Consider the following 19,671-nt stretch of genomic DNA (forward strand, 5'->3'; position numbering starts at 1 on the left):
TCGGGGCGCAGCGCCTCATGCCTCCCCGCCGGAGGTGACGAAGTGGAAGCCGGGGCGCGGATGCATCAGGAAGTCGTGGTGCGAGATGTTCCAGGCGTACGCCCCGGCCAGGCCGAACGCCACCCGGTCACCGGCGCGCAGCCCCGGCGCCGCCACCCCGCGGGCCAGCAGGTCCTTCGGGGTGCACAACTGGCCGGTGAGGGTGATCCGGTCGCCCCGGGCGGCGGGCCGCGGCCACGGGTGCGGCCACGGCGCGTCGGACGGCAGCACGGTGCAGGGCTGGTCGTGGCCCTTGGTCGCGGGGGTGCGCAGATGGTGGGTGCCGCCGCGCACCACCGCGAACTCCTCGCCGTGGCTGGCCTTCACGTCCAGCACCTCCGTCGCGTACCAGCCGCAGTACGCGGTCAGCGCGCGGCCCGGTTCGATCCGCAGCGTCAGTTCCGGGTGGGCGCCCGCGAGTCGGCCCAGCCCCCCGCCGTACGTCTGCCAGGCGAAGCGTTCCCCGGGCGCCCCGTAGTCGACGGCCATACCGCCGCCGACGACGACCTCGGCGAGCGGGACGCCGTGCCGGGCGGCGAGCGCCGCCGCCCAGGTGACGATCGCGGTGGCCACCGCCAGCTGCTCGGGCGCCCGCAGACCGCTCGCCAGATGGGCGTGGACGCCGCGCAGTTCCAGCTGCGGCAGGGAGGCCACCGCCTCGACCAGGGCGTCCGCCTCGGCGGGGTCCGCGCCGAACGGGGTGGGGCGGCCGCCCATCGCCAGCGACACCCCGTCCAGGGCGTCGCCGTCCACCGGCAGGTTGAACCGCAGCAGCACCGCGATCCGCCGCCCCGGGGCGTGCCGGGCGGCGAGCGCACCGAGCATCCGCAGCTCGTGGCCGGACTCCACATGGAAGCGCGCCACGCCCAGCTCCAGCGCCCGGACCAGCTCCGCGGGCGTCTTGCCGGGGCCGCCGAACGCCAGCGGCGCGTCCGGCACCGCCCCGTGCACATGGGCGAGTTCACCGCCGGACGACACCTCGTAGCCGTCGACGTGCGGGCGCAGCGCCGTCAGGAGCCGCGGTTCCGGGTTGGCCTTCGCCGCGTAGTACAGCTCGACGCGGGGCGGCAGGGCGGCGCGGACCCGGGCGGCGTGGGTGGCGAGCGCCGTCAGGTCGTAGACGTAGGCGGGCAGGGCGTCCGGCGGCAGCGTGGCGATACGGGCGCGGACGGCGGGGGTGGGGTCGGTCACGGGGCGTTCCGGGGGGTGGTGCCGGCGCCGGTGAGGACGGATTCGGCGAGCGGGGAGGGCAGCCGGACGTATCCGGCGTCCCGGTCGGCCTTGCGCTCCCAGCGGGTGAGCAGATTGGCCTTGGCGGGCAGCGGGACCCCGGCCAGCAGCGCGGCCAGCCGCGGCGGGCAGCCGTACCGCTCGGCGTGCGACGCCAGCGTGGCGCGGACCCGCGCCCACAGCGCCGCCTCGGTGCCGGGGTGCAGATCGGCGAGGGCGGCGAGGAGTTCGGCGACGTGGTTGACGAGCAGGCAGTACACGACGCGGTCCCAGCCGCGCTGCGCGTCGTACGTCAGGGGCCCGGCGACCTCGGGCGGCAGCGCGGCGAGGGTGGCGGTGTGGTGTTCGGGGACGAGCTTGGTGCCCTCCAGGTCGCGGAAGAGGACCTGCGCGGGCATCCCGTCGCCGTCCACGCAGATCAGCACGTTCTGCAGATGCGGTTCGAGGACGAGTCCGTGGTCGAAGTAGGCGGCGAGGACCGGCGGGATCAGCAGGTCGAGGTAGGCGGCCCACCAGGCCAGCGCCTCGGCGGGGCCGCGTCCGGCGGGCAGACGGGAGACGTGCGCCGGGCTGGTTGGGTACTCGTCGGCGACGGCACCGGCCAGCAGCGGGGTGGTGCCGGGCAGCAGCCGCCGCGACAGCCCCTCGCGGACGATCACCCCGAACCCCTCGAAGAGCGCGGTGTCCGGCGTGCCGTCCGGGCCGGGCAGCGCCACGCTGCGGTAGGCCGGTTCGCGGAGCACGGCGCTGCCGGGGAAGCGGGTGGCCAGCTCGTCGAGGGTGGGGGCGAGCAGCCGGGTGAGGGCGACCGCGCCGGAGAGTTCGTAGGTGGCGTTCTTCCGCAGGCAGTTGGTGATCCGCACGTTCAGGCTGAACTTCAGGAATGTGTCGGGGGTGTGCAGGGTGCGCACCGAGGCGGTCGCGGTGAACGGGGTGGAGCCGGTGCCCAGGACGCGCAGGTCGCCGCGGTCGACGGCGGCGCGGAGCACCGGGTTGTCGCGGAGCAGGGCGTACTGCCAGGGGTGGGCGGGGAGCAGGCGGTAGCCGTCGGGGACGTCGGCGAGCGCGTCCAGCGGGGCGGCGGCGCCGTCGGCGGCGGTCTCCTGCGCCAGGAGGTCCTCGCGGACGGCGAGGTGCAGCAGCCCGAAGCGGCCGCCGGTCTCCGGCGCGTACGTCCGCCAGGCCGCCGGGTCGCCGGTGCGGGCCTTGGGGGTGGGGTGGAAGCGGTGGCCGAAGAGGAGGGCCTGTTCGGAGGCGACATAGGCGCCGGTCCACTCCGGGGCACCGGCGGGCACCGGCGGCTGCGGCAGCGGCCGGGCGGCGAGGGCTCCGGCCAGCGCCCGGTGGCCGGAGGCGAACTGGTCGAGGAACTCGTCGTTGTCGACGCCGGTGCGCAGCGCCAGCTCGGTGTGGACGTACTCGGCCAGGCGCCGCGGGCCGATCTCGCGCCAGCCGTCGCCGTCCCGGGCGGTGACCGGGCCGGTGAAGCGGTGCGCGCCCAGCAGCGAGGTGCGGCGCAGCGCGACCCGCAGCAGCACCCCGCGGCGCGGCAGCCGGAGCAGCAGATGGCCGCGGTCGACGGCGGTCTGGTGCTCGGGTCCGGAGACCTCGCGCAGCAGGCAGTTGAGGAGGGTGTGGGCCGCGGCGTGGTCCGCGGTGGGCAGGGGGCCGGGGGAGGCGGCGGGCACGGTCGTGGGACCGGCGGGGTTGGTGAGCGGGGGCATCACAGGCTCCTGCGGAGGCGGGGACGGCGGATGAGGGGGAGGGCGCAGGCGAACACCGTGGCCAGGGCGAGGGCGGTGCCGATGAGCAGCGGCGCGGACGGCCCGAACCAGGCGTTGCCGGCCGCGGCGGCCAGACCGGCGGCGACCGCACCGGCCTTGGAGAAGAATTCGATGGAGCCGAAGAGCCCGCCGGGCGCCCGGCCCGCGGCGCAGTCGGCGGCCAGCACCGACAGGCCGACCAGGCCCAGCGTCAGCCCGGCGCCCAGCACCAGCCGGACGGCGGCGAACCCCGCGAGCGAGGTGGCGGCGGCGTGCCCGGCGGACCCGGCGGCTGTGCAGGCGAAGCCGAGCACCAGGCCGGGGCGGGGGCGGCGTCGGCAGAAGCGGTGCGCGGCCACCGCGCCGACCAGGTAACACATGTGCGGCAGCGCGAACAGCGCACCGGAGGTCACCGGTCCGGTGCCCGGCAACCGCTCCTCGACGAGGGAGAGCAGATAGGGGAAGGAGATCACCGTCGAGAGGACGAAGACGAACTCCAGGGCGTAGAGGGAGCGCAGGGCGCCGGGGGCGGCGACCGCGGGGGCGGCGCCCACAGCGGTATCGGGCCCGTCGTCCCCGGCGGGGGTGTCGGCCGGTGCGGCGGTGCGCGGCGGCTCCGGCAGCGCCGCCAGCATCCCGGCGGCGGCCAGCGGCAACACCGCGAGCAGCGCGTACTGCCGGTGCGGGGAGAGCCACGGTGTCAGCGCGCCGACGACGACGGGCGCGCAGACCAGCGCGGCGCGGGCGCTGCCCTGCATCAGCGTCAGCGCCCGGGACAGCTCCGCGCCCTCCAGCGTCGCGCCGAGATAGCCGTTGGACGCGGCGAAGGTGCCGCCCAGCACGCCCTGGAGGACCAGCGCCGCGGCGAACAGCTCCAGCGAGTCGGCGAACCCGGCCAGCAGAAACGCCGCGGCCAGCCCCAACTGCGCCCGCAGCAGCAGCCGTTTGCGGCCGTAGCGGTCGGCGAGGCGGCCCCACAGCGGGGCGCCCACCGCGCCGAAGACGGTGGGGACGACGTAGAGCAGCCCGGCCCAGCGGGCGGCGCCCTCGCCCAGCTCCGGCAGGATCGCGGTGAGGTACGGCGGCAGGCCCAGCGCGGCGAACGACGCCACGAAGTAGCACCCGGCCACGGCGTGGACCTGGCGGCGGCCCGGCCGGGCGGGCGCCGGGGCGGCCGGGGCCGGGGCGGAGAGCGTCACCGCGGATCACCGCCGGGCAGCAGGTAGTTGGGCCCCTCGGTGTAGTACTTGTTGATGTCGGCGGCGCCGGAGCGTTCCTTGGAGAGCAGCGTCCCGGCGCTGACCATCGCCTTCACCGGCAGCGTCGGCGCCTCCAGCACCCGGGCCCGCAGCACCGCGCCGGGCGTGCCGGGCGCGGTGCCCTGCCGGTCGGCCGCCTCGGTCAGCCGGTCCCGTATCAGGTCCAGCAGGCGCGGCAGCGGGGCGCGGCCGGTGCGGGCCAGCCCGAACGCGTACGAGGCGGCGCAGAGGTGGACGGTGATGGTGGTGAAGACGGCGGCGAGGGCGGCTTCGTCGTAGGTGAAGATCCGCGGGTCGTCGAAGTCGGCGAGGCCCGGCGTGGCGTCGCCCAGGCGCTCCCGCATCCGGCCCGGGTGCAGCCGCGGCGCGTCGTTGTCCTTGAAGAGCAGCCGCAGCCGGGTGGGCCCGCCGTCGGGCCGGTCCAGCGCCACCGAGACGTTCTGCTGGTGCGACTCCAGCGCGATGCCGTAGCCGAAGAGGGTGGCCTGCCAGTCCAGGAGCAGTGCGAGGACCGCGTCGAGCAGGGCGAGCGGATCGCCGCCGTGGAAGCGGTCGGCGAGGTGGTCGAGGACGGAGCCGCCGCCGGGCGCCGGGGCGAGCAGCGCGGCCAGCGGCACCACGCAGCTGTCGTCCAGCCCGGCCGGGTAGCGGCGGCAGAGCACCGCCAGCATCTCGTGTCCGGCGTGCGCGTACACCGTCTCGTCGGCCTGCAGTATCCGTCCGGCGAAGCGCGGCTCGCGGGCGAGGACCTGGTCGAGGAGGTGCTGTGCGGCGGCGCCGTCGACGAGGGTGCGGGGCTTGATGGTGCGCCGGTTGCGCAGGCCCAGGGTGGCGGTGGCCAGCGGGAGCTTGAGGTGGAGCAGCGGGTCGTCGGCCACCGCCACCGTCCGCATCGACAGCGTCGGGACGGCGTCGAGGTACGGCCGCTCCGCGAGGACCGCCCGCTCGGTCAGCCCCCGGTCGCGCAGCGCCTGCACCAGCGGGGTGCCGGTGCTCAGCGGGTGGACGGGCAGCACGAAATGGCTGGCGTCCAGGTGCTCCAGGCCCACCGCGGCGGCCGTCGGCAGACACCCGGCCAGCGCGCCCGGGGCGCCCGCGACGTCCACCGCCTCCCGGGGCAGCGCCAGCCAGCGCAGCGCGAAGCGCGGATGGAACTCCGGTGCGTACGAGCGGAGCTGCTCCTCGGTCAGGCCGGAGCGGCCCCGGGAGGTCGGGTAGACGGGGTGGTCCAGACGGGCGGCGAGGGTGTCGTACGCCAGGCTCGCGGCGGGGCCCGTCCAGTGCGCCGGATCCGCGCCGTGCCGGGCGGTGAGCGCCGCCTCCACCGTGTGCCGGGTGCGGGTGTGCAGCCGCAGGGTGGCGAGGGTCTGGTGGCACTCCTCGGCGAAGGCGTCGTGGCCGCCATGGTCGACCGGGTCGGCGTGGGCGCGCAGCGCGCCGAGCGCCGCGCCGAGGGTGTCGAGGCGGGCGCCGTCGGCCTCCCGGACCAGCAGCGGCAGCCGGGCGGCGTCCGTGCTCTGGTAGCCGTCGCCGGTCACCGGCAGCAGCAGCGCCGGGGCCGCGCCGTCGGCGGGCAGCCGCAGCCACCGGCCGCCGGGGCGCACCAGCGGCGTGGTGCGGGTGCGCAGCCCGGCGACGTCCTCGCGCAGCAGGGCGCTCAGCACCCGCAGCAGCAGCGCGCCCTCGTCGTCGGCGTCCCCGGCGGTGTCCGGCGTGGTGGCGGTGGCGGTGGTCACGCGGTGATCTCCCAGCGTCCGTCGGCGAGGAAGGCGTCCGTGGCCCGGACGACGGCGTCCCGGTCGTCGCCGGTGGCCCGGATCACGCCGAGGTAGTCACGGTTGGTGTGGTGGTGCGGCCGGGTGGTGCCGACGGCGCGCAGCGGGCGGTAGGCGAGGTGGACGCCGTCGGCGGTGCGGTCGGTGGCGGCGGGCGCGGCGGTCAGCGTCCCGGCGCGGTCGGCGAGGGCATAGACGACGCGGGCGGCGCGGTCGGTGCGGGTGCCGAGGTCGGCGGGGAGCGGCTCGCCGAGGTGGGTGCGGAGGATGAGGGCGAAGAGCGGGACGCCCAGGACGTCGGCGAGTACCTGGTCGCACTGGTCGCCGATGGCACGGTAGTTGACCTCGATGAGCCGGGCCCGGCCCTGGTGCACCACGAACTCGGTGTGACAGGCGCCGAACCCGACGCCCAGCGCGTCGAGTTGGGCCAGCACCTGCGCGGTGACCGGCTCCGGTTGGGCGGCCACGAAGTCGTGCTGCGCCTCGATGAAGGCGGGTGGGGCGGAGACGGTGGTGCGGAAGCCGCCCAGGACGTGGCGGCAGTGGCCGTCGCCCAGCGTCTCCAGTGTGTACAACTGCCCGAGCAGGAACTCCTCGGCGAGCAGCGGGGCGTCCGGGCGGCGGCCGCGGATCGCGGTGGCGTGCGCCACCAGCTCGTCCGCGTCCCGGGCCAGCAGCACGTCCTCGCTGGCCACGCCCTCGCGCGGTTTGACGACGCACGGGTAGGGGAGCGCGGCACCGGCGAGGGCGGACGGGTCCTGGCCCGCGGGGAGTTCGGTGGCGTGGACGGTGTCGGCGCCGCGGGCGGCGAGGTGGCGGCGGAGCTCGGCCTTGTTCTTGGCCCGCAGCGTGGCCCGCCAGTCCTTGCCGGGCAGCCCGAAGTAGGCGGCGGCCAGCGCGGTCTGCGTCTGGAGATGGTCGCTGTTGGTGAAGACGGCGTCGGCCCGGTGGTGGGTGGCGATCCGCCCGATGACGGCGGCGACATCGGTGACCTCGCAGGCCAGGACCTCGACGCCGGGGCAGGCGGCCCGGTGGTCGTCCGGGTGGTCGGTCAGCACGGTGACGTCGAGGCCGAGCGCGGCGGCGGCGGGGAGGAAGCCGTCGGTGACCGAGTCGGTGGGGTTGCGGGCGAGCAGGTACATCCGCATGAGCGGGAACCCCTTCAGGGTCGGGGGCGGTGCGGGGGAGGGGAGCGGGCGTTCCGGAGACGTGAACCGCTCGCCCCGGTGGATCACTTGGCGGGCAGCGGTACGCCCGCGGCCTTCGCCACGTCGGCGAACATGTGCTCGGCCGCCTGGATACCGATGCCGGACATCCAGGTCTCGTCCGGCACCTCGAAGACCTTGCCGTGCTTCACGGCGGGCAGGCTCTTCCGGACCGGATTGGAGGTGACGTCCTCGCGCCGGGTCTTCTCCGGCACGTCCGCGACGGTGACGAGGACCAGGGTGCCGTGGTTCTTCCTGCGGATGGCCTCGCCCAGGTGGTGGGCGCGCTCCCGGTAGCTCGCCATCGCCGCGTCGGCCTTCTTCTCCAGGCCGGGCTCCGGCAGTGGCCCGGCGTCGGTGACCCCGCCGATCTCCGGCTTCAGGTAGGTGGGGAAGCCGCCCTCGGTCCTCATGTGCGGCGAGACCGCGCCGACCGGGTCGACGCCGAGCAGCGTGACGTCGTCCAGCTCCCCGGTGTCCGGCACCACGACCCGCTTGGGCTTCGACGGGACCGTCACCTCCGCCATCGCGGTCCTGATCGTACGGGGGAAGGCGCCGCCCGCGGTGTCCTTCGCCCCCGCGCCGCCGGAGCCGCCGCCGCACGCGGTGAGCGAGGCGGCACCCAGGACGGTGGCGAGCAGCGCGGCGGTGAACCGGCGACGGCCGCGCGGTACGGATCTGATGCCCATGAGTGGTGTCCTCCTCGGTCGGCGGTGTACGGGGTGCGGGGCGGGCGGGTCAGGCGGTGCCGGTGCCGCGGCGGGCGGCCCGGCCCGGCGGGACGACCAGCGGGGTGCCGGTCTCCGGGTCGGGCACCACCCGGCACTCCATGCCGAACACCGACCGGACCAGCTCCGCGTCGAGCACGTCGGCGGGGGCGCCGGACGAGGCGAGGCGGCCGTCCTTGAGGACCACGAGATGGTCGGCGTAGCGGGCCGCCTGACCGAGGTCGTGCAGGACCCTCACCACGGTCCGGCCCGCCTCGGCGTGCGGTTCGGCGACGAGATCGAGGACATCGAGCTGGTGGCGCAGGTCCAGGAAGGTGGTCGGCTCGCCGGTATCACCGTCGACGTCCAGGAGAGCAGCACCGGTTGGCGCACCGTGCCGCCGAGCGCGAGCCGGACGGGATCGAGGTCCCCGGCGCGCCGGGCGAGGGCCCGGGCGAAGAGCGCGGCTGCCGCGGCGCCCGCGAAGGCGAACCAGACGTACCGGCCGGGCCGGGTGAGAGGGGGCGCGTGGACGGCGGTGACGACGGCGGAGCCCGCACCGGCGTTGATGCCGAGAGTGGTGGGGGAGGCCAGGGGGTTGCGGGTGCTGCCCTGGACGACGGCTCCGGCGACGCCGAGCGCCGCGCCGACCGCGAGCCCCACCAGGGTGCGCGGCAGCCGCAGTCCGGTGATCACCAGGGCGTCGCGGCCGTGGGCGGTGCCGGTCAGGGCGTCCAGCACGGTGGAGAGCGGCACGGAACGGGTGCCCCGGGCGAGGCCGAGGGCGGCGCAGAGTGCCGGCGCGGCGAGCCCGGCGGCCGCTAACGGCAGCCGACGCAGCAGCGGCGGCGGCAGGGCCCGCGCGGACCCCGAACGGGTCACCGTCGCAGGGGGTTTGGTCGTCGACACGCGTCGTGACATTAGGTTAGGCAAACCTAAAGATGCAAGCGGCGGGCCGGGGATCCGGGGATACGTCCGCTTCTGCGCCACAGTCGCCCCACCAGCACCTCCGACCCCACCCCCGATTCCCGGCCCGCCGCAACGCGAAGGCGGCCGCCGGTACGGAACCGACGGCCGCCCGAGAAGGGAGGATCAGTGGCCGAACGACCGCTCGAACCGCTGGAAGGCGCCCTCCTGACGCCACTCCGCGGCCGCCTTCGGGCTGGAGTCGAGCAGTCGGCGGCACGCCGCCCCCGGCGCGGGGCTGCCGGGCCGCACCCCGCGGCAGGCGTCGACGGTGCGGTAGCCGTCACGGGTGGGGTTGCCCCGCCACAGATCGGCACCTTGCAGGAAGCCGTACTCCAACGACGCCCGGGCGAGGTCCTTCAGCTCCGGGTACGACAGACCGTAGGTACGGGCGGCGTAGGCGTACTCGTGGCTGATGTCGGTGCGGCTGATGCCCGGGTCGTCGGTGGACAGCACCACGGGCACACCGAAGGCGCGGTACGTCTGGAAGGGGTGCTCCGCACCGCGGACGCCGAGGATCTGGGAGTTGCTGGTCAGCGGGACCTCCACGGCGGTCTCCCGGGCGGCCATGGTGCGCGCCGTGCGCTGCCAGTTGTCCTCGTGGACGAGGTCCACGCCGTGGCCGATACGGTCGGCGTGCGCGACGTCGACCGCCTCCTGGATGTGGAACTTCAGCGCCTCCGGCTTGACCAGACCGGGCCACAACTCACCGGCGTGCAGCGTGACATGGGCCTTGGGGTAGACCGTGCGCAGATACTTCAGCATGCGCATCTGCAGACGGTAGTCGCGCACCGCCGTCTCCCCGTCCTCCGGCTGGACGAGGTTGATCGCGACGAACCGCCGGTCGCGCTCGGCCAGCCGCAGCCCGACGGCCATCTGGGTGAAGACCCGCTCCGGCGCACTGCCCCGGGAGACCTGGGAGATCCAGCGGACGGGCAGTCGGCAGCCGGGCTCGGCGCGGTCGGTGCCGCAGTGCGCGGTGGTGCGGAACTCCTCGTCCGTGGCGTCCGCCTCCCGCCGCGCCTCCGCGACGACGCGGTCGAGTCGGCCACCGGCCACCAACTTGTGGTGGAGCGCGGCGAAGTCGTCGTCCCAGCCGACCGCGTCGGCCAGCTTCTTCGCCCCGTCGGACGCGGGCGTGACCATCGTCTCCAGGTAGAACTGGTGCTGCGCGGCGGCGGTGTTGGCCACCTGGGCGAGCTGCTTGCCGCGGTGGCGCCAGGTCACCTCGCCGAACTTGCCGAAGGCGTCGAAGAAGTGGTCGTGGCCGTTGCCGTCGGCGGGGAAGTCCTGCATGGACCAGGCGCGTACGAGGGCGTCGTGGAACGCGCGGTCGTGGCGGGCGTCGGCGGCGGGGCGGGTGCCCGCCTTGCAGGGTGCGGTGACGGCGGTCATCGTGGCGGTTTCGATGCAGAGCCCGTCCTCGGCCGCCTGCGCGATGAGGTACTCGGGCGTGACCGCGCCGGAGAGGTGGTTGTGCAGGTCACCGCCCTTGGGGAGCCGTTTGAAGAAGGACTGCAGGGCACGCGGGTCGTGGCGGATGGACGCCAGATAGGCGTTGGTTCCCCACTCCGCCGCGGTCGCCGGGCGGAGGGCGGGGGCCGCGGCGCGGCCGCTGCCCGCGGGGGACGGGTCGGCGTGGGCGACGGGACCGGCGGTCACCGTGGCCACCAGGGCGAGGACGCCGAGTCCGGCGACGGCAGGGGTGCGGGGCCGGAACCGGCCCGGAGTATTCACAGGAGTCACTCCGGCATGATTGTGGCCCGACGCCCCGTACGTCCCCGAGCTGCCGTTCCATCACTCGTGTGGGTGATAGCGAGCGGCCCCGCCCCCGGAGGGACGGGGCCGCCGCGGAACGGTCCGGATTCAGCCGCGGGACGCCTTCGCCGCGACATCCTCCCGGTCCGGCTCCGTACGGGCGGCGGGCACCGGCGCGGAGATCCGCCCGGTCTCGGCGAGCACCACGATCGCGTCGTCCGCCGCCAGCGAGAGCGGCGCGCTCTTGGGCGGGTTGAGGACGACGCCGTACCCGGGCGGGGTGTCGCTCTCGCTCGCCCGGCGGTAGCCGATGGCGGTCTCCCCGCGCTGCCGGGCCGCCTCGATGACCGTCGCGAAGTTGGCCGGGGTGTCCGGCGCGAGGTAGCTACCGGCGGGCTTGAGGTAGATCTCCGAACCCTCGGGGTCGAAGAGGTCGCTGAAGACGGCGTACAGCTTGCGGTCCTCGACGAGTTGGGTCAGCAGCAGGCTGATGATCTTGGTGCTGACGATGAAGTCGTCCGCCTTGGTGACCTGCGCGATCTCCCGGTTGGCGTCGCTGTTCATCTCCGTGACGATCGAGTACGGGCTGCCGGTGCGGGTCGCGATGTCCCGCAGGTGCAGCAGCGTCACCAGGGTGCGGTCGTCGGCACGGTCGGAGCCGATGTCGTCGTCGGTCAGCACGATGATGTGCCGGTAGCGGTCGAGCCCCAGCGCCTCCAGCGACGGGCGGTGCGTCGGCTCGCAGCGGCGGAAGCCGACGGCGAGGTTCTCCAGCCCCTCCCGGGGCAGCGCCGCGGGTTCACGGGTCGCCGCGATATCGATCACCGAACCGGGCTCCACCAGCCGGTCGAGCAGCGTGATGATCTTCGCCGCACGGGAGTTCCAGCCGATGACGAGGGTGTGGTCGGGCCTGGACTCGCCGCCGCTGCCGGTGGTCATCGCCGACTCGACGATCTCCGGCCGGGTCTGCGCCCGCCGGATCAGCAGATCGTCCTCCGCGACCACCAGGATCTCGTCCCCGTCCGCGATCACCGCCTCCATCGGCGGGTTGACCTGCACCTCCCCGTTCTCCCGGCGCAGCCCGACGGGCACGCCCAACTCGAACCCGTTGAGCGCCTCACCGTACGTGCCACCCGCCAGGGGGCCCGCCGCGTACGGGTAGATCTCGTTGCCCTCGAAGCTGAGCAGCTCGTTGAAGACGGTCGACAGACCGGACTGCCGGTGCGACTGCACGATCAGCCGTACGGCGATGTCGTCGGCGTCGATGACGAGCGCCGCGTCCCCGGCCGCCAGCCGCGCCGCCGCCAGGTTCGGCGAACTCTGCACCGCCGCCACGATGTTGGGCCGCCGCCGCTTCCAGACCCGGCTGTTGAGCAGCAGCAACACCTTGATGACCTCGGTGTCGTTGTCGTCCCCGACCGGCGGCAGCACCATGACGGACTTGGCCGCGTCCAGGCTCACCAACTCCAGGTCCTGCCGCTGCAACGGGCTCCCGGAGCGGCAGATCACCCGGGTGCGGCCGGTCTCCGGGATCCGGCGGCGGATCTCCTCCTCCATCTTGACCTTGTCCCGGTCGGCGAGGATCACCACACACGAGCGCCGCTCGCTCTGATTGGCCTCCACCAGCTCCGCGAGCACCGTGAACACCTGCTCCGACCAGCCCAGCACCACGGTGTGCCCACGCTCGACCAGCCGCGACTTCCCCCGCCGCAGCTCCTCGATCCGCGCCTCAAGTCCGGTCGTCAGCACACCGATCAGGGCGCTGACGATGAAGATCCCGCCGATCGTCACGATCAGCATCAGCCCGAGGAAGACCGGCCCGCCGGTGTCCCCGCCCATCGTCCCGGGGTCGAGCGTGCGCAGCACACTCATCCAGACGACACCGGCCCAACCGCCGTTCTTCTCGGTGTCCTCGTCGGTGAAGAGCACCACCAGCACGGTCACCGCCGCGATCAGCACCACCGAGGCGAGCCCCAGCCAGCCGATCAGCGCGGGCGTCCCCCGGTCCATCGTCCCGTCGAACCAGTACCGCAACCGGCCCCGCAGGCCCCGTAGTTTTCTGCCCACCTGAAAAACTCCCTCACCGCGACCGGCTTCCCCCGCGCTCCGGCACGTCGCCATATTTGAAGATCAGTTAACCCTGAACCCTTACGCGATAAGGAACTTGAGCCTCCGATTGACCCGTTCGGGGACTTTCGACGAGATCAAGCCAGGCACGGACGAACACGCTTCGGGGAACCGCCACGCCCCCGGGTCCGCGGAGCTGCGGTACCCGGGGGCGTGGCGGGGGAGCGCCGGGGTGCGGCGCGTCGGCCGATCAAATATCCCGGAACGTCTCGATCTGGGCTCCGACGGAGTTGAGGCGTTCGGCCAGGTCCTCGTAGCCGCGGTTGATGACGTAGACGTTGCGGAGGACGGAGGTGCCCTCGGCGGCCATCATGGCGAGGAGGACGACGACGGCGGGGCGCAGGGCCGGGGGGCACATCATTTCCGCCGAGCGCCAGCGGGTGGAGCCGTCGACCAGGACGCGGTGCGGGTCGAGCAACTTGACCTGGGCGCCGAGGCGGTTGAGGTCGGTGAGGTAGATGGCGCGGTTGTCGTAGACCCAGTCGTGGATCAGGGTCTGGCCCTGTGCGGCGGCGGCGATGGCCGCGAAGAACGGGACGTTGTCGATGTTGAGGCCGGGGAACGGCATCGGGTGGATCTTGTCCAGCGGTGCCTGGAGTTTGGATGGGCGGACCGTCAGGTCGATCAGCCGGGTGCGGCCGTTGTCGGCCGGGTACTCCGCGCTGCGCTCGTGGTCGAGGCCCATCTCCTCCAGGACCGCCAGCTCGATCTCCAGGAACTCCACCGGGACGCGCCGGATGGTGAGTTCGGACTCGGTGACGACCGCGGCGGCCAGCAGGCTCATCGCCTCGACCGGGTCCTCGGAGGGCGCGTAGTCGACGGTGCGGTCGATGTGGGCGACGCCGTGGACGGTGAGGGTGGTGGTGCCGACGCCCTCGACCCGTACGCCCAACTGCTCCAGGAAGAAGCAGAGGTCTTGGACCATGTAGTTGGAGGAGGCGTTGCGGATGACGGTGGTGCCGTCGTGGCGGGCGGCGGCCAGCAGCGCGTTCTCGGTGACGGTGTCGCCGCGTTCGGTCAGGACGATGGCGCGGCGCGGGGTGACGGTGCGGTCGACCTCGGCGAGGTAGACACCGTCGGTCGCGGTGATCTCCAGCCCGAAGTGGCGCAGCGCCGTCATGTGCGGGGTGACCGTACGGGTGCCGAGATCGCAACCGCCCGCGTACGGCAGCCGGAAGTGGTCCATGCGGTGCAGCAGCGGGCCGAGGAACATGATGACGCTGCGGGTGCGGCGGGCCGCCTCGTTGTCCATCGAGGCGAGGTCCAGTTCGGCGGGCGGCACGATCTCCAGGTCGTTGCCGTCGTTGATCCAGCGGGTGCGTACGCCGATGCTGCCCAGGACTTCGAGGATGCGGTAGACCTCCTCGATCCGGGCCACCCGGCGCAGGGTGGTGCGGCCCGCGTTGAGGAGTGAGGCGCAGAGCAGCGCCACGCAGGCGTTCTTGCTGGTCTTGACGGCGATGGAGCCGGAGAGCCGGCGGCCGCCGACCACGCGCAGGTGCATCGGTCCGGGGAAGCCGAGCGACACGATTTCGCTGTCGAGGGCCTCGCCGATGCGGGCGATCATCTCAAGGCTGATGTTCTGGTTGCCGCGTTCGATGCGGTTGACCGCGCTCTGGCTGGTGCCGAGAGCGTCGGCGAGCTGCGTCTGTGTCCAACCGCGGTGCTGTCGGGCGTCACGGATCAGCCGGCCGATGCGTTCGAGGTAGTCGTCTGCCATGACATGACCGTATCTCAGATATGAGATGTGTTCATTTTCGCTAGTTGTTCTACTACTATGCGAATAACTGGAGGTTGACATGAACCCTGCCACTCCCTTCACCCGTCCCCCGGCCGACACCCTGCGGGTCGCGATCGCCGCGTTCCCCTTCCTGGTCGCGGTCGCCGTCGTCGTCGGCGTCCATCACCAGACTGCCGACCGGTTGCCGGATCCGCTCGCCACCCATTTCGGTGCCGACGGCACCGCGGACGGCTTCACCTCGGTCCACGGGTTCGTTCTCGGCATCGTTCTGGCGCTGTTGGCGCTGGGGATCGGCGGCGCCGTCCTCGCCCACCTGAAACGCCTGGTCCCGGCCGCGCCCTGGCTGCTCGCCACCGGCTGGTCCCTCGCCGCCGTCCTCGCCGTTCCGGCCTGCGCGACGCTGCTGGCCAACGCCGGTGCGGGGCGGGCGGAGGCGGCCCGGCTGCCGCTGTGGCAGCTGCTGCCCGCGCTCGCCGCCGGGCTGCTGGCGGGCGCCGTCGGACTGTGGCTCGGGGGCCCGCGGCGCCGCCCGGAACCGTCCGGTGCGCAGGGCGGTCCGCGCCTGCCGCTGGCGGCGGGGGAGCGCGCCGGATGGAGCCGGACGACCGGCTCCCCGCTGCTTGCGGCCCTCGGCCTGTTCACCTGCTGCGCCGGGGTCCTGCTCGGCTTCGTGTCCGGGCCGTTCGCCGGGGTCGCGCTGGGGCTGACGGGCGTGGTGGCCGGGGCGCTCGCCTCGGTCCGGGTGACCGTCGACCGGCGCGGGCTGGCCCTCGCGCCCGCCCTGCTGCCGTACGCTTTCCGGCGCATCCCCCTCGACCGGGTCACCGAGGCCACCTGCAGAAATGTCGAACCCTTCGCCGAGTTCGGCGGCTGGGGCTACCGCGTCCGCGCACACCGCAGCGGGCTGGTGCTCCGATCGGGTGAGGGGATCGTCCTGCAGCTGCGCAGCGGCCGGGAATTCGTGGTGACGGTCGACGACGCGGCGACCGCCGCCGCGCTGCTGAACACCCTGCTCGACCGCGCCCGTCCGCACCGAGGAGACTGAGTGCTGTTCCGGGTCGACCCCCGCTCCGCCGTGCCGCTCGGTGACCAGATCGCCGCCGCGGTCCGCGGCGCCATCGCCGACGGCTCGGTCCGTGCGGGGGAGCGGCTGCCCGCGGGCCGGGAGCTGGCCGCCTCGCTCGGCGTCAACGTCCACACCGTCCTCCGCGGCTACCAGCGGCTCAAGGAGGAGGGGCTGATCGAACTCCGCCGGGGCCGCGGCGCGGTGGTCACCGGCGCCGCGTCCCCGGCCCGCGCCCGCCTCGGCGAGGCGGCCGAACACCTCATCGCCCAGGCGCGGCAGCTCGGGCTGACCGACGACGAGATCGTCGGCGTGGTGCGCCAGGGGCTGGCCCCGCGCTGACCCGCCCGTACGGTCACCGGTCCCGAGGTCAGGCTCCGGTGGTCCCGTCCAGGGCCTCGCGCAGGAAGTCGGCGTGGCCGTTGTGCCGGGCGTACTCGTGGACCAGATGCAGCATCACCGTCCGCAGCGACACGTCCTCGCCCCACCGGGCCGCGTGGTACGCGGTGTCGAGGGACGGCGCCGCCGCCTCGATCCGGCGGGCGTGCGCCGCCTCTGCCTCCCAGGCGGCGAACGCCTGCGCGCGCGTCGCGCCCCGCGCGTCGTACGCCGCCTGGTAGTCACCCTCCGGCGACCAGACCAGCGGGACGTCCTCGCCGCCCACCACCCGCCGGAACCACGCCCGCTCCACCTCGGCCAGATGCCGTACCAGCCCGAGCAGCGAGAGCGCCGAGGGCGGACTGGCCGGGCGGCGCAGCTGGTCGTCCGTCAGGCCCTCGCACTTCATGGCGAGCGTGGCGCGGTGGAAGTCGAGAGCGGCGCGGAGCGTCTCCCGCTCGCCTCCGGTGCGCGGCGGATCGATCCGTTCGACGGCCATGGGTCCCCCCGTTCCGGCCCGGTCCCGGCGCGCCGCGGGCGCGGCGCCCGGCCGGGCAGCGGCCCGAACCTACCGCCCGTACCGCGCCCCTGTCCGGCGGATGCGCGGCAGGGCGGGCGGCCAGGGGGGCGACCCGAACAGCCCCGTCTGCGCGCGCGGACCCGGTCGCGGGCCTACGTTCGTCCTCGCGGCGGGAGGCGCGATGCGGTATCGGGCCCGCCGGGGCATGACCAGGTCGCGGCGATGTACTAGAGTTATCTCGACATCGAGATATCTGCCCAGAGGCGTACCGCTGCCGCGCCAGTAAGGCATGCCTTACTAAGGCTCACCTTACCGGATCGGCGCGGACCTGCGACGGCAGGATGCGGTGGTACGCGCGAATTCATGCATGAAGGAGACTGTCGTGTCGGCGAACAGCTTCGACGCCCGCAGCACGCTGCAGGTGGGCGACGAGTCGTACGAGATCTTCCGGCTGGACAAGGTGGAGGGCTCCGCCCGTCTGCCCTACAGCCTGAAGGTGCTGCTGGAGAACCTGCTCCGCACCGAGGACGGCGCGAACATCACCGCCGACCACATCCGGGCGCTGGGCGGATGGGACTCCCAGGCCCAGCCCAGCCAGGAGATCCAGTTCACGCCGGCCCGCGTGATCATGCAGGACTTCACCGGCGTCCCCTGCGTCGTCGACCTCGCCACCATGCGTGAGGCCGTCAAGGAGCTCGGCGGCGACCCGGCGAAGATCAACCCGCTGGCCCCGGCCGAGCTGGTCATCGACCACTCCGTCATCGCCGACAAGTTCGGCACCAACGACGCCTTCGCCCAGAACGTCGAGCTGGAGTACGGCCGCAACCGCGAGCGCTACCAGTTCCTGCGCTGGGGTCAGACCGCCTTCGACGAGTTCAAGGTCGTCCCCCCGGGCACCGGCATCGTCCACCAGGTCAACATCGAGAAGCTGGCCCGGACCGTCATGGTCCGAGGCGGCCAGGCCTACCCCGACACCCTGGTCGGCACCGACTCGCACACCACGATGGTCAACGGCCTGGGCGTCCTGGGCTGGGGCGTCGGCGGCATCGAGGCCGAGGCCGCGATGCTCGGTCAGCCGGTCTCCATGCTGATCCCGCGCGTCGTCGGCTTCAAGCTGACCGGTGAGCTGCCCGCCGGCACCACCGCCACCGACCTCGTGCTGACCATCACCGAGATGCTCCGTAAGCACGGTGTCGTCGGCAAGTTCGTCGAGTTCTACGGTGAGGGCGTCGCCGCCACCTCGCTGGCCAACCGCGCCACCATCGGCAACATGTCGCCGGAGTTCGGCTCCACCGCCGCGATCTTCCCGATCGACGACGAGACCCTGAACTACCTGCGTCTGACCGGCCGTGACGCCCAGCAGGTCGCGCTCGTCGAGGCGTACGCCAAGGAGCAGGGCCTCTGGCTCGACCCGGCCGCCGAGCCCGACTTCTCCGAGAAGCTGGAGCTCGACCTCTCCACGGTCGTCCCGTCGATCGCCGGTCCGAAGCGTCCGCAGGACCGCATCGTCCTCGCCAACGCCGCGCAGCAGTTCGCCACCGACGTGCGCAACTACGTCTCCGTGGACGAGGAGGCCGGCAAGGAGTCCTTCCCGGCGTCCGACGCCCCGGCCGTCTCCCCGAACGGCGTCCCGTCGAACCCGGTCACCGTCACCGCCCCCGACGGTTCGACCTACGAGCTGGACCACGGCGCCGTCACCGTCGCCGCGATCACCTCCTGCACCAACACCTCGAACCCGTACGTCATGGTCGCCGCCGCGCTGGTCGCGAAGAAGGCCGTGGAGAAGGGCCTGACCCGTAAGCCGTGGGTCAAGACCACCCTCGCCCCGGGCTCGAAGGTCGTCACCGACTACTTCGACAAGTCGGGTCTGACGCCGTACCTCGACAAGGTCGGCTTCAACCTCGTCGGCTACGGCTGCACCACCTGCATCGGCAACTCCGGCCCGCTGCCGGAGGAGGTCTCCAAGGCCGTCAACGACCACGACCTCGCGGTCACCTCGGTCCTCTCCGGCAACCGGAACTTCGAGGGCCGGATCAACCCCGACGTCAAGATGAACTACCTGGCGTCCCCGCCGCTGGTCGTCGCGTACGCGCTGGCCGGTTCGATGAAGATCAACATCACCGAGGAGGCGCTCGGCACCGACCAGGACGGCAAGCCGGTCTTCCTCAAGGACATCTGGCCGACCGAGGCCGAGGTCAACGACGTCGTGGCGAACGCCATCGGCGAGGACATGTTCAACAAGTCCTACGAGGACGTCTTCGCGGGCGACGCCCAGTGGCAGGCCCTGCCGATCCCGACCGGCAACACCTTCGAGTGGGACGGCGAGTCGACCTACGTCCGTAAGCCCCCGTACTTCGAGGGCATGGCCATGGAGCCGTCGCCGGTCGGCGACATCGCGGGCGCCCGCGTCCTGGCCAAGCTGGGCGACTCGGTCACCACCGACCACATCTCGCCCGCCGGTGCCATCAAGGCCGACACCCCGGCCGGTAAGTACCTCACCGAGCACGGTGTGGAGCGCCGCGACTTCAACAGCTACGGCTCGCGCCGCGGTAACCACGAGATCATGATCCGTGGCACCTTCGCCAACATCCGCCTGCGCAACCAGATCGCGCCGGGCACCGAGGGCGGCTTCACCCGCGACTTCACGCAGGAGGGCGCGCCGGTCTCGTTCATCTACGACGCGTCGCAGAACTACCAGGCCGCCGGTACCCCGCTGGTCATCCTGGCCGGTAAGGAGTACGGCTCCGGCTCCTCGCGTGACTGGGCCGCCAAGGGCACCGCGCTCCTCGGCGTCAAGGCCGTCATCGCCGAGTCGTACGAGCGCATCCACCGCTCGAACCTCATCGGCATGGGCGTCCTGCCGCTGCAGTTCCCCGAGGGCGCGTCCGCCGAGTCGCTGGGTCTGACCGGTGAGGAGACCTTCTCGGTCACCGGCGTCACCGAGCTGAACGACGGCACCACCCCCCGCACGGTCAAGGTCACCACCGACTCCGGCGTGGAGTTCGACGCGGTCGTTCGCATCGACACCCCCGGCGAGGCGGACTACTACCGCAACGGCGGCATCCTGCAGTACGTCCTGCGCTCGCTGATCAACAGCTGATCCGGGACCCGGCCGCCTGACGGCCGGAAACGCCCGAAGG

The 19,671-nt window shown here is 73.3% G+C and carries 14 protein-coding genes and 1 pseudogene; 3 read left to right on the forward strand and 12 right to left on the reverse strand.

Annotation, left to right across the window (positions count from 1 at the left end; genetic code table 11):
- Positions 1 to 15 precede the first annotated feature (15 nt).
- From IF23_RS0104255 to IF23_RS0104305, 11 genes and pseudogenes are all read right to left on the reverse strand, one after another.
- Positions 16 to 1,230, reverse strand: a complete 1,215-nt coding sequence (locus tag IF23_RS0104255) for a type III PLP-dependent enzyme (protein WP_030279902.1) — start codon at positions 1,228 to 1,230, stop codon at positions 16 to 18.
- Positions 1,227 to 2,993: an IucA/IucC family protein gene (locus tag IF23_RS0104260; protein WP_030279905.1), complete on the reverse strand. Its 1,767-nt coding sequence runs from the start codon at positions 2,991 to 2,993 to the stop codon at positions 1,227 to 1,229. The genes IF23_RS0104255 and IF23_RS0104260 overlap by 4 nt, the downstream gene beginning before the upstream one ends.
- Positions 2,993 to 4,231 (reverse strand): MFS transporter, encoded by a 1,239-nt coding sequence (locus IF23_RS0104265; RefSeq protein WP_051739207.1) that lies wholly within the window; start codon positions 4,229 to 4,231, stop codon positions 2,993 to 2,995. Before IF23_RS0104265 ends, IF23_RS0104260 begins: the two co-directional genes overlap by 1 nt.
- Complete coding sequence (locus IF23_RS0104270) at positions 4,228 to 6,027, reverse strand: IucA/IucC family protein (RefSeq protein WP_037677319.1); 1,800 nt, start codon at positions 6,025 to 6,027, stop codon at positions 4,228 to 4,230. The genes IF23_RS0104265 and IF23_RS0104270 overlap by 4 nt, the downstream gene beginning before the upstream one ends.
- Positions 6,024 to 7,214 (reverse strand): ATP-grasp domain-containing protein, encoded by a 1,191-nt coding sequence (locus IF23_RS0104275; RefSeq protein ID WP_030279911.1) that lies wholly within the window; start codon positions 7,212 to 7,214, stop codon positions 6,024 to 6,026. The genes IF23_RS0104270 and IF23_RS0104275 overlap by 4 nt, the downstream gene beginning before the upstream one ends.
- An 83-nt stretch (positions 7,215 to 7,297) precedes the next feature.
- Complete coding sequence (locus tag IF23_RS0104280) at positions 7,298 to 7,960, reverse strand: ABC transporter substrate-binding protein (RefSeq protein ID WP_030279913.1); 663 nt, start codon at positions 7,958 to 7,960, stop codon at positions 7,298 to 7,300.
- A gap of 49 nt (positions 7,961 to 8,009) precedes the next feature.
- On the reverse strand, positions 8,010 to 8,240 hold the full coding sequence (locus IF23_RS30925) for an ATP-binding cassette domain-containing protein (RefSeq protein ID WP_425423796.1): 231 nt from the start codon (positions 8,238 to 8,240) through the stop codon (positions 8,010 to 8,012).
- 77 nt (positions 8,241 to 8,317) lie between these two features.
- Positions 8,318 to 8,809: pseudogene (locus tag IF23_RS0104290) on the reverse strand (iron chelate uptake ABC transporter family permease subunit); the annotation flags it as partial.
- Positions 8,810 to 9,070: 261 nt separating this feature from the next.
- Positions 9,071 to 10,690 carry an adenosine deaminase family protein gene (locus IF23_RS0104295; RefSeq protein WP_078653778.1) on the reverse strand — a complete coding sequence of 540 codons (1,620 nt, stop codon included), beginning with the start codon at positions 10,688 to 10,690 and terminating at the stop codon, positions 9,071 to 9,073.
- Positions 10,691 to 10,810: 120 nt separating this feature from the next.
- A complete protein-coding gene (locus IF23_RS0104300; protein ID WP_245654885.1) occupies positions 10,811 to 12,769 on the reverse strand; it encodes a CASTOR/POLLUX-related putative ion channel in 1,959 nt (652 codons plus the stop codon).
- 250 nt (positions 12,770 to 13,019) lie between these two features.
- Positions 13,020 to 14,549 (reverse strand): helix-turn-helix domain-containing protein, encoded by a 1,530-nt coding sequence (locus IF23_RS0104305; protein WP_030279922.1) that lies wholly within the window; start codon positions 14,547 to 14,549, stop codon positions 13,020 to 13,022.
- Between the two features lie 79 nt (positions 14,550 to 14,628).
- Between IF23_RS0104305 and IF23_RS0104310 the strand changes: the two genes are divergently transcribed.
- Complete coding sequence (locus tag IF23_RS0104310) at positions 14,629 to 15,615, forward strand: DUF1648 domain-containing protein (RefSeq protein WP_037677323.1); 987 nt, start codon at positions 14,629 to 14,631, stop codon at positions 15,613 to 15,615.
- Positions 15,616 to 15,975, forward strand: a complete 360-nt coding sequence (locus IF23_RS0104315; protein WP_030279926.1) for a GntR family transcriptional regulator — start codon at positions 15,616 to 15,618, stop codon at positions 15,973 to 15,975.
- A 28-nt stretch (positions 15,976 to 16,003) separates the two neighbouring features.
- Here the strand turns inward: IF23_RS0104315 and IF23_RS0104320 are convergent, their stop codons facing one another.
- Complete coding sequence (locus tag IF23_RS0104320) at positions 16,004 to 16,510, reverse strand: DinB family protein (RefSeq protein ID WP_030279928.1); 507 nt, start codon at positions 16,508 to 16,510, stop codon at positions 16,004 to 16,006.
- Positions 16,511 to 16,913: 403 nt separating this feature from the next.
- Between IF23_RS0104320 and acnA the strand changes: the two genes are divergently transcribed.
- On the forward strand, positions 16,914 to 19,631 hold the full coding sequence (gene acnA, locus IF23_RS0104325; RefSeq protein WP_030279930.1) for an aconitate hydratase AcnA: 2,718 nt from the start codon (positions 16,914 to 16,916) through the stop codon (positions 19,629 to 19,631).
- Positions 19,632 to 19,671: the final 40 nt, after the last annotated feature.

The organism is Streptomyces catenulae (assembly GCF_000718015.1).
Taxonomy (GTDB): Bacteria; Actinomycetota; Actinomycetes; order Streptomycetales; family Streptomycetaceae; genus Streptomyces; species Streptomyces catenulae.